Source organism: Candidatus Dormiibacterota bacterium, assembly GCA_035544955.1.
Taxonomy (GTDB): Bacteria; Chloroflexota; Dormibacteria; order CF-121; family CF-121; genus CF-13.
The window spans coordinates 1-1,562 of the sequence record DASZZN010000026.1 but is presented as its reverse complement, the minus strand read 5'-3'; the positions used below and the strand labels follow the sequence as shown (position 1 = coordinate 1,562).

Below are 1,562 nucleotides of genomic sequence, written 5' to 3'. Positions count from 1 at the left end.
CGGCCAACCCCGCCGGAGAGCGCGATGCCACCGCCGCTCTTACACCACGCCTTGGGGCACGATCCTGGGGGGTCGTGTCCCGCCGAGTGGTGTAGGAGCTGTGGGTAAGTAGCCCGCTGCAGCGACCGCCAAGAGTCAGGCGGCGGCGGGCTACTTATCCACGGCGGTGGCCACCGCGGTGGTCTTCGGTAGGGTTGGGTTGCGACACACAACTCTGACCTGGAGACCACCACGATGACCGATGACAAGATCGCGCTTCGCGAGCTGCTGGAAAAGGGCTCTGACGCGACGTTCCTACGCGAGATGATCGGCTTTGCGGCGACGCGGCTGATGGAGCTGGAGAGCGAGAGCCTGTGCGGCGCCGGGCACGGCGAGCGCAGCGATGCGCGGCGCAACCACCGCAACGGCTATCGCGAGCGCGACTGGGAGACCCGCGCCGGCAGCGTGGAGCTGCGCATCCCGAAGCTACGCCGCGGCAGCTACTTTCCGGGCTTCCTGGAGCCGCGCCGTACCGCCGAGAAGGCGCTCACGGCGGTTATCCAGGAGGCCTACATCCAGGGCATCTCGACCCGCTCGGTGGATGACCTGGTGAAGGCGATGGGCATGGAGGGCGTCAGCAAGAGCCAGGTCTCGCGGCTGTGCGGCGAGATCGACGAGCGCGTCAAAGCCTTCCTATCCCGGCCGATCGAGGGGGAGTGGCCGTATCTCTGGCTCGATGCGACCTACGTCAAGGCGCGCCGCGACCACCACATCGTCTCGGTCGCGGTGATCGTCGCGGTGGCGGTGAACACCGATGGCCGTCGCGAGGTGCTCGGCATCACCGTCGGCGACAGCGAGGCTGAGCCGTTCTGGACCGGGTTCCTGCGCAGCCTGCGCCAACGCGGGTTGCGCGGCGTCAAGCTCGTCGTCTCCGACGCACATGACGGGCTCAAGGCGGCGATCGCCAAGATCCTCAATGCGACCTGGCAACGCTGCCGCTTCCACTTCATGCGCAACGCCATGGTGCACGCCGGCAAGACGCAGCGCCGCCTCGTCGCCGCTTGGATCGGCACGGCATTCGCCGAGACCGATCCCGACGCGGCGCGAGCCCAGTGGCGCAAGGTCGCTGACCAGGCACGGCCACGGGTGCCCAAGCTGGCGATCCTAATGGACGATGCCGAGGCCGACGTGCTCGCCTACATGCGCTTCCCGGTGCCGCACCGCGCCAAGCTCTGCAGCACCAACCCACTGGAGCGGCTCAACAAGGAGATCAAGCGCCGCAGCGATGTCGTCGGCATCTTCCCCAACGAAGCCGCCGTCATACGCCTCGTCGGTGCAGTGCTGCTCGAGCAGAACGACGAATGGGCAACCGCCCGACGCTACATGAGCCTGGAGACCCTCGGCGCCGTGAGCGATACTGCTCCCGTCAGCTTGCCAGCCCTGGCATCCTGAAAAGGCGGCCCAGCCCGCCGAGGAGCACTGCTCCTACACCACGCCACGGGGCACGATCCCGCACGGCAGCCGATGCCGCCCGTGAACCGACAGCGACTCAGCAGTTTGGATTCTTGGTGTCTGCCCCTACC

At 67.5% G+C, this 1,562-nt stretch carries 1 protein-coding gene; it reads left to right on the top strand.

Going from position 1 to position 1,562, the window contains the following annotated elements:
• The first annotated feature begins 234 nt into the window (after positions 1-234).
• Complete coding sequence (locus VHK65_08875; GenBank protein HVS06265.1) at positions 235-1,431, top strand: IS256 family transposase; 1,197 nt, start codon at positions 235-237, stop codon at positions 1,429-1,431.
• The last annotated feature ends 131 nt before the right edge of the window (positions 1,432-1,562 follow it).

Excerpts from the sequence above, each read along its gene's own strand:
- VHK65_08875 (HVS06265.1), top strand. The coding sequence starts at position 235 with ATGACCGATGACAAGATCGCGCTTCGCGAGCTGCTGGAAAAGGGCTCT.